An 8286-nucleotide genomic window follows, 5' to 3' on the forward strand; every position below is an offset into this window, starting at 1 on the left:
ATGGCAGACCTGACGACCGAGTTCGTGGGGATCAAGTCCCCCAACCCGTTCTGGCTGGCCTCGGCGCCGCCGACGGACAAGGAATACAACGTGCGCCGCGCCTTCGAGGCGGGTTGGGGCGGCGTGGTGTGGAAGACGCTGGGCGAGGCCGGCCCGCCCATCGTCAACGTCAACGGCCCGCGCTACGGCGTCGTCTACGGCGCCGACCGGCGGGTGCTGGGGCTCAACAACATAGAGCTGATCACCGACCGCCCGCTCGAGGTGAACCTGCGCGAGATCAAGGCGGTCAAGCGCGACTGGCCCGATCGCGCCATGGTGGTCTCGCTGATGGTGCCCTGCGAGGAGCAGGCGTGGAAGGCGATCCTGCCGCTGGTGGAAGAGACCGGGGCCGACGGGGTGGAGCTGAACTTCGGCTGCCCGCACGGGATGAGCGAGCGCGGCATGGGCTCGGCCGTGGGGCAGGTGCCCGACTACATCGAGATGGTCACCCGCTGGTGCAAGCAGAACACCCGGATGCCGGTGATCGTCAAGCTGACGCCCAACATCACCGACATCCGCTACCCCGCCCGCGCGGCCAGGGCAGGGGGCGCCGACGCGGTGAGCCTCATCAACACGGTCAATTCGATCACGTCGGTCGATCTCGACAACATGTGCCCCGAGCCGATGATCGACGGCAAGGGCACCCATGGCGGCTATTGCGGCCCGGCGGTCAAGCCCCTGGCGCTCAACATGGTGGCCGAGATCGCCCGCGACCCCGAGACGGCAGGCCTGCCGATCTCGGGCATCGGCGGCGTGACCACCTGGCGCGACGCGGCCGAGTTCCTCGCGCTGGGCGCGGGCAACGTGCAGGTCTGCACGGCGGCCATGACCTACGGTTTCAAGGTGGTGCAGGAGATGGCGGCGGGCCTGTCCAACTGGATGGACGAGAAGGGCTACGCCTCGGTTTCGGCCGTCTCGGGCCGCGCGGTGCCCAATGTCACCGACTGGCAGCACCTGAATCTCAACTACGTCACCAAGGCGCGCATCGACCAGGACAGCTGCATCAAGTGCGGCCGCTGCTATGCCGCCTGCGAGGACACCTCCCACCAGGCCATCGCCATGTCGCCCGACCGCGTGTTCATGGTGATCGACGCCGAATGCGTGGCCTGCAACCTGTGCGTCGACGTCTGCCCGGTGGAGGACTGCATCACGATGGAGCGCCTCGCGGCCGGCGCGATCGACCCGCGCACGGGGCAGGTGGTGCCGGCCGAGCACGGCGACTGGACGACCCACCCCAACAACCCGGGCGCGCTCAAGGCGGCGGAGTAGGCCCCCCCGGGGGCACAGCGGTTCGAGGCCCACCGTGGGAGCCCGGATCGCAAGAGCCTCCCGCGGCGGAGAGATGGGCCGCACGCGCGTCGATTGTGCCTGCGGCTGTGGCCGGCGCGGCTCAGTCCGTCCCCGAAGGCCGGGTGGCCGGGTCCGACACTGCCTCCGGCGCGCCGTCGTCTGCCTCGGGGGCCAGCGTCGCCTCTGCCTCGGCCTCGGTCGCGGCCAGCACCGCCGTCTCGGGCGTGGCGATCCGCGCCGGCGGGCTGGCAACGAAATCCGCCTTCTCTTCCTGCGGAACCTCGGCGCGACGGCGCATCCGCCACAAGGCGAAGAACGCGATGCCCACATGCGCTGCCGCCGTGATCGCGAAGAGGAGCGACGGCGCGCGCCCGGTCATCGCCACGCCCGCGACGAGCGGGCCGACGATGCTGCCGAGGCCGAAGACCATCAGCAGCCCCCCCCGACACCTGGATGAAGGTGCCGGGCGCGGCGTGGTCGTTGGCATGGGCGAGGATCACCGGATACATCGAGAAAATCGCCGCCCCGAACAGGGCCGCCAGCGCGAGGTTCGCCGCCCGTCCCTCGGGTGCGAGGACGAGGAACGCCGCGTCGGCCACCAGCGCGACGAGAGACAGGCCGATCAGCACCAGCCGCCGGTCGACATTGTCCGACACCGCGCCCACCGGGATCTGGGCCGCCGCGCCCGCCAGCACCGGCATGGCCGCGAAGATGGCGATCGCCGTCAGCTCGAGGCCCGTCCGCTCGGCGTAGACGGGCGCGAGCGTGCCGAACGAGCCGTTCGAGATGCCCACGAGGAACACCGCCACCACCGCGACGGGCGAGTTGCGCCACAACGCCCCCAGATCGAGCCGGACGCTGACCAGCGGCGCGGGCGTCGCCGTGTTCGACAGCGCCGTGGGCACCAGCGCGAGGCAATAGCCGATCGCCGCGACGACGAAGAAGGCGTAGCCCAGCGGGTCGCCGAAGGGCAGGACGAGCTGGCCGGCCGTCGAGGCGACGAGGTTGACCATCGTGTAGACGCCGAAAATGCGGCCTCGCGTCTGCGGCTCGCTGCGCTCGGACAGCCAGCTTTCGACGATCATGGCGGCGCCGGCGAAGCAGAAGCCCGAGAGCGCCCTGAGCGCGATCCACGCCCAGGCCTCGACGATCAGCAGCGCGCCGAGGATCGAGACGGCCGCGAGGGCCGCCATGACCCCGAAGGCGCGGATGTGCCCGACCCGGGCCACCACGCTCGCCATCGTCACGCATCCCGCCACGTAGCCGATCGCCCAGCCGGTGCCGAGCAGGCCGAGCGACAATGCGGAGAACCCCTCGGCCCCCCCGCGCACCGGCAGCAGGAGGCCGTGCAGGCCGCCCGCGAAGAGGAGCAGGGCCGAGCCCAGAAGCAGGGCGGAGATGGGCAGAAGCTGGCGCGTCATGGGGCCGGTCTATCGCCCGCGGAGGGGCGTGAACAGGTCGCCCCTTGCGTCTTCCAATGTGTCGCGGGAGGGGCGGGCACGGCGCTCGACGTAGTGGCGGCTGGAGACGCGGCCGGCATCGGCTCGACCAGGGCCGACCCGGCGGACGGACCGGTCGTGCGCCGGGCAATGGGGGCCGACCGGCCCTGTCGACGGGGCCATGCGGCGGTGGCGTCGCGGTGGCCCGCTTGATCGACCCCGAAAGGATGGCATATCCCGATGCGATCGGACACGGCAGAGGTCGGCGATGGCGCCCGGCAGAGACGATCAAGGGGCCGGGCCGCCCGCGACGGTCGACGCGGGGCGGAACGGCAGGGGCGTGCCCCGTGCTCTCCCGTCTCCGCGCGACGCCTTCGGGCGCCTCGTCCGGGCGCTCGGCGGCAGGGCCGCGGCAACCGGGCTCGGTCGGCGCCGCGGCGGCCGGCTGCGCCTCCTGCTCCACATCGGTACGGAAAAGACCGGATCGACCAGCCTGCAATACTGGTGCGTCGTGAACGCCGCCGCGCTCAGGGAGCACGGCATCTGGTATGCCGACGCGCAGGGCCGCCCGGATCATCGCGGCATCGCCGTCTATCCGAAGGACATGAGCGAACCCGACGACGGCTTCTGGGAACTGGGCCTGCGCAGCCCCGCGGATCTGGCCCGCTTCCGCGAAGGGCTCGCGCGCCGGCTCGCCGAGGAAGTCGCCGCGGCGCGCGCCCGGGGCTGCTCGACCTTCGTGATCTCGAGCGAACACCTGCATTCGCGCATGATCACCACCGACGAGGTCGGCCGCCTGAAGGGCCTTCTCGCGCCCCTCTTCGACGAGGTGACGGTGGTGGCCTTCATCCGCCCGCAGATCGACCTCGCGGTCAGCCGCCTGTCGGTTGCCGCAAGGGAAGGGGCGCTCCGCCCGGACCTTCTCGACGTGTTCGTCCGGCTGAACCGGCCCTATTTCGACTATCACGCCATGTGGCAGCGATGGACGGCGCATTTCGCGCGGGTCGAGTTCCTGGCGTTCGATCGCAATCCCGACGTGATCGAACGCCTGTGCGAGATCCTGGCCGTGGACAAGGACGCCTTCCAGGCGCAGCCGCGGATGAACGAGAAGGTCGATTATCGCGCCGCGATGCTCACCTGCGCCCTCGACCTGACCAAGTGGGACGCCGACGGGCACCGCAACTGGAACCACGACATCTACATCGACGATCTGCCGGTCGAGATGCCGATCAGCCTGTCGCGCGACGCCGCGCGCCGCTTCCAGGCCAACTTCGCCGAAGGCAACGCGGCCCTCGTGCGGGCCTGCCCCACGCTGGAGGCCCGCGACCTCGACATGGACGAGACCAGGTTTCCCGTGGAGGGCAATTTCGAGCGCATTTTCCAGGCGTTCGAGGCCGCCTCCTTCGCCCGGCGCTCCGTCGTGCGGCTCAACGCCGAGCTGTGGCTGCAACGGTCGCGCACGCGCTTCTCGCAGGCCGAGACGCACGAGGCCCACGGCAAGCTGCACGAGGCCAACCTCTTGCTGGACGAGGCGGCGACCTTTCTCGACCGGGCGCGTCAGGCCGATCTGGAGAGGATGCGCCCGGCCGTCGCCGGTTTCGCCGACGAGATCGACGTCATGCGCCGGCGCATCGCCGGCGGGTGACCGGCGCCCCTGCCGGCCGCGCAGGCGAGACGCCAGTCGCCGCCGGTGCGCGCGGCCCCGCGCCGTGGTCGCCGTCGTGGAGTCGCCACGGCTCGGGCCAACAGGAGGGCTGGCCGTGCCGTCGGCTTCGCCGGCCGATGCGCCGGGCGTTACGGTCTCAGCCGCTCGCCTGCCGCCGCGAGGCCAGCACGGCCTTGAGGCTGGCGATTGCATCGGTCTCGCCGTCGCCGGTGCGGCTCGCCAGTGCCGAGACGTCGCGCACCAGCACGCGGTCGGGGCCGAGGATCTCGATGTCCCCTTCGTCCTCGAGCCAGTGGAAGGCGCGCGAGATCGATTCCGTCCGCGTGCCCAGCAGGTGGGCGAGGTCGGTGCGGCTGATCGGGACCCTGATCTCGAACCCGTCCGGCCGCAGCTCGACAAGCCGGTCGACCGACGCGAAGCGCGAACACAGAAGGACGAGAAAGCCCGCGAGACGGCTCGAGATCTTGCGATTCGACAGCAGGACCATCCAGTCGCGGGCGCGGTCGAGCTCGGTAAGGATGTTCATGAGCAAGGCCCGGTCGAGATCGGGCGCGTGCGACAGCAGCTCCTCGAAGCGCCGCCGCGGAAAGGCGCAGACCTCTGCGTCGGTGGCGGCCTCCACCGAGAAGTCGCTGGCCCCGTCGAAGACCCGCCCGAACATGTCGCCCTCGAAGAGCAGGCCCACGATGTGCTGCCGCCCGTCCGCCAGCGTCTTCTGCAATCGCAGGATGCCTGACAGGACGCAGCCGACATAGTCGCTGGTCTCGCCCTCGTGGATGGCCGTCTGGCCCGCGCCGAGGCGGCGCGGCCGGCACATCGCCGCGAGCGCGGCGCGTGTCTCCGCCTTCACGTCGGACAGGGCGGACGAGCCGGCGTGACAGCGATGCGAGGTCTGGCCGACGCCCGACGTCATGTCTGCCCCTTGGGGCCGCTGTTCGTGCGAGCACATGACGCGCCTCTGCCCTTCACATAGAGATATGATAACATGACCGGTGCATGTCCGCCACGATTTCGTTGACAGCTGTCAATGATCCCTCCGACCGGTTCGGGCGAGATGACAGTGCAGGTCTGTCCTGGGAGGGGGGCATGGCTCGTGAGACGACGTGGGCCCCTGTGGCCATTGCGGTTCCTGCGCGCGATCTTGGGGGCCGGGGAGGCCGCCGCGAGAGTTGGGTCGACCGCGCGAGCGGGGCGACGCCGCTGTACCTGCGCCACCACCTCTCCGAAAGGGCCGGACGGCCGTTCGTCTCGGACGCAACCGGATGCGGCAGGGCGATGGGGCCGGGATCGGATCCGGTCCCGCGGGGCATGCAGGTCGCCGCGCGCGGTTCGCGCCCCGTCCGCGAGGCACGTCTCCGCAGCCGCCGCCCGACGTGCCGCGCTGTCCTTGCTCCGAAATGGCCGTTCGGCCCGCGCGCAGAGCTGCCCGCCCCGCTCGTCAACAGCGTCTGTCCCGAGCGGGACGCGAGAGCTGTCCACCTGTCCAAGGCGGGGCCGCGGGGCGCCGCCTCGGACGCAAGTCGAAAGGAGCGAGGGCGATGATGCCTGCACCAGCAGCACGACACCGCAAGACGCGGCACCTGTCGCCCGTCCCGGGAGAGGGCACCCCGGCGGCCCGTTGCCGTGGCTGCACGCTGCGCGGCGCCGATCTGTGCCGCGCCATTCGCGCGAGTGCCCCGACGGGGACCCCTCCGCCCGCGCTCCGGACGACCGGCCGGGGCAGGCAGATCCTCGCCGCGGGCGAGGCGGCGGGCTTTCTCGCCGTCGTCCGGCGCGGCTATGCCCGCCGCACGACGATGCGCATGGACGGCAAGCGGATCCTGCTGGATCTCGCCCTGCCGGGCGACATCTTGGGCGGGGTGCCGGGCACGACCTCGCCCTGTGACCTCGAAGCGGCCACGGAGGTCGAGATGTGCGTCCACGACACCCGTCGCCTCGGGTGGAGCCTGGAGGGGTCCATCTCCGTTCTCGGCCTGCTCGTTCGGGAGGCCGACGAGATGCACCGCCGCCTTCTCGGCACGTTGTGGCGCAACGGCACCCTCACCAGCCGGGAGCGCATCGCCGCCTTCCTCGTCTGGGCGACCGGGATCATGCCGACCGAGCCGATGCCGGACGGCAGTGTCGTCGTCACGATGGAGATCGACCGGCGCGACTGGGCCGACCTGACGAACACCGCCGTCGAGACGATCAGCCGGACCTTGCGCGACCTCGGCGAGCGCGGGCTGGTCTGCAGCCTCTCGCCCTACCGCTTCCGCATCCCCGACCTGCAGCGGCTGGCGGCGCTCGCCGGCGTCGATCCGCCCGTGCGCCGCGCCGCCGCGGCGGGCCCGCTCCCGGCGGCGCCGGACCGCGTCGCGTCGCAGTCTCCGGCCCGGCGGATGATGGCCGTCAATGCGTGCGCTTCCGGTGTCCGTGGCCTCGACGCCACGCGCCCCTGAGGGCTCGCCGCGAAGCCCCGTCGGACGCCGGTGCGGGCGCGGGCGAGGCGTGGCCATCCTTTCTGTCGCTGCGACACGAGATCGACCGGCTGTTCGACGAGTTCGGCGCCCGGGCCTGGCGCGGGCCGCTGTCGCGTCGCATGCAGGCGCTGATGCCCGCCTGCGGCGAGGGCGCCGTGCGGCCGGCGACCGAACGGGTCGAGTGCGGCGGCTTTCTCGCGCAAGGAGGGGGAAGGCCGGACGTCCCCTTTCCCAAGGCGCACTTATCCCATGGGCTCCGTGACAGGGATGCCGAGCGCGGTGTCACGGTTGCGCACGCGGTAGCCGCGGTCGACGAAGGCGCGGCGGAGGCGGGTGTCGGTGAGGATCTCCACCTGCTCGAGCGCCTCGCGCAGGGTATGGCCGTCTTAGGGGTTGCCGGCCATCGCGCGCATGCCCACGACGAAGCCCTCCCCGTGCGTGGTCGCGACCGAGACCTTACAGCCGAACTCGTAGCGGACCCGCGCCTTGCGCTTCGAGATGCAGTCGACCTCACCGTCTCGGTGCCGGCCGGGAGCGCCCGGCGTGTCCTCTGTCAGGCCGGGTTGGCCCGGTAGCTTTCGCCGCTTCGGATCAGAGCCCAGACGACCCGCGCCATGCGGTTCGCCAGCGGCCGCCAATGATCGCGCCAATGGTTCGAGCAGCATTGGCGGCGGGACGACCTTCACGGGCTTTTTCTCCAGCATGCGTTAGAGCCAGTCGTCGCCGGGTCGGCGGCACCGCCGTGCGCTGATCTGCGCCATCGCGCCGAGATAGAGTGGCCGCCGGAGATACCGGTTGCCGGCCTTCGAGATCCGGCCCAACTGCTCCTTGCCGCCGCTCGAGTGGGGTTGCGGCGTGAGCCCGAGCCAGGCGGCGTAATCGCGGGCCGTGCGGAAGTTGTCGACCTCAGGCGTCGTGCCGGAGGCACGCCTGCGGCGTGACGCGGCGATCGCGCTCGCCGTGATGGCGCCAAGGCCCGGGATCGTCGCCAGGCGCCGGGCGAGCGGGTCGGTCTTCTGGGCCGCCTTGATCCGTGCGGTCACCGCGTCGATCTTCTCCTGCGTCTCCTGCGTCTCCTGCGTCTCCTGCGTCTCCTGCGTCTCCTGCGTCTCCTGCGTCTCCTGCGTCTCCTGCGTCTCCTGCGTCTCCTGCGTCTCCTGCGTCTCCTGCGGCTGCTCGGCGAGAAGGTCGATGGCCGGCCGTGCCGCGGCGGGCAGGTCCTTTGCCGCCTCGAGCAGCCGATCGACGTTACGGATGCCCTTGGCCACCTCGAGCAGATCGGGAACCTCACCGAGGTGATCGAGAAGCTCGCAGCCGACCTGGAAGCAGCTTCGAAGACGGACGAGGAGCTGCGCCGGCTATGCACGATCCCCGGAATCGGCCCGGTGACTGC

General features: G+C 71.3%; 5 protein-coding genes and 2 pseudogenes. 3 read left to right on the plus strand and 4 right to left on the minus strand.

Features of this window, described 5'->3' with window-relative positions; all coding sequences use genetic code 11:
* Complete coding sequence (preA, locus tag DLJ49_RS11100; RefSeq protein ID WP_115393621.1) at positions 1-1308, plus strand: NAD-dependent dihydropyrimidine dehydrogenase subunit PreA; 1308 nt, start codon at positions 1-3, stop codon at positions 1306-1308.
* 545 nt (positions 1309-1853) lie between these two features.
* Here preA and DLJ49_RS11105 read toward each other — a convergent pair.
* Positions 1854-2750, minus strand: a pseudogene (locus tag DLJ49_RS11105) (MFS transporter); the annotation flags it as partial.
* A 358-nt stretch (positions 2751-3108) separates the two neighbouring features.
* On the opposite strand from DLJ49_RS11105, the gene DLJ49_RS11110 reads away from it, so the two are divergent.
* Positions 3109-4413, plus strand: coding sequence for a hypothetical protein (locus tag DLJ49_RS11110; RefSeq protein WP_147277298.1), 1305 nt, complete (start codon positions 3109-3111; stop codon positions 4411-4413).
* Positions 4414-4570: 157 nt separating this feature from the next.
* On the opposite strand, the gene DLJ49_RS11115 is transcribed toward DLJ49_RS11110, so the two are convergent.
* Positions 4571-5347, minus strand: coding sequence for a Crp/Fnr family transcriptional regulator (locus tag DLJ49_RS11115; protein WP_115393623.1), 777 nt, complete (start codon positions 5345-5347; stop codon positions 4571-4573).
* 625 nt (positions 5348-5972) lie between these two features.
* On the opposite strand from DLJ49_RS11115, the gene DLJ49_RS11120 reads away from it, so the two are divergent.
* Positions 5973-6872 (plus strand): Crp/Fnr family transcriptional regulator, encoded by a 900-nt coding sequence (locus tag DLJ49_RS11120; protein WP_158547449.1) that lies wholly within the window; start codon positions 5973-5975, stop codon positions 6870-6872.
* A 317-nt stretch (positions 6873-7189) separates the two neighbouring features.
* Here the strand turns inward: DLJ49_RS11120 and DLJ49_RS22435 are convergent.
* Positions 7190-7408: pseudogene (locus DLJ49_RS22435) on the minus strand (transposase); the annotation flags it as partial.
* 192 nt (positions 7409-7600) lie between these two features.
* Complete coding sequence (locus DLJ49_RS11130) at positions 7601-8161, minus strand: transposase (RefSeq protein ID WP_158547450.1); 561 nt, start codon at positions 8159-8161, stop codon at positions 7601-7603.
* Between the last annotated feature and the right edge of the window lie 125 nt (positions 8162-8286).

Origin of the sequence: Rhodovulum sp. 12E13 (assembly GCF_003340565.1) — a bacterium.
Taxonomy (GTDB): domain Bacteria; phylum Pseudomonadota; class Alphaproteobacteria; order Rhodobacterales; family Rhodobacteraceae; genus HLUCCA09.